Below are 383 nucleotides of genomic sequence, written 5' to 3'. Positions count from 1 at the left end.
GAAGGGCTCGTCGCCCTGGTTGGCCGCGGTGATGTCCACACCGCCCGCCGCGCAGTTCTTCCTGGCGGTGAGCGCCGGGGCGGGACCGGTCTCGGCCCAGGTGGCGGTGGCCCGGGCGGAGACGGTGGACTCGCTGGAACCGGCCAGGATCTGGGTCTGGGTGCGGGTGGTCCCGGCGAAGGCCCGGCCGACCGGTACGGAGGTGGTCGTCTGGACGGTCAGCGAGGCGGAGCCGTCGGCGCTGCCCTCGGGCACGTCGAAGTAGAGCCGGGCGCCGTCGGCGGCGGAGGTGACGGGCTTCCCCTTCTCGTCCGTCACCGTGATGCCGCTGGCCGCCGCGTCCACCGGGGGCGATACGGAGACCTGGTCCGCGTCCGTACGGA

Annotated in this window: 1 pseudogene; it reads right to left on the bottom strand. The window is 74.4% G+C overall.

Annotated features, from left to right (window positions below):
• A pseudogene (locus tag RNB18_RS53440) lies at positions 1-383 on the bottom strand (peptidase); the annotation flags it as partial.

The organism is Streptomyces doebereineriae (assembly GCF_031845645.1).
In the GTDB taxonomy this organism is placed as follows: domain Bacteria; phylum Actinomycetota; class Actinomycetes; order Streptomycetales; family Streptomycetaceae; genus Streptomyces; species Streptomyces canus.
This window is presented reverse-complemented; position numbering and strand designations above follow the sequence as displayed.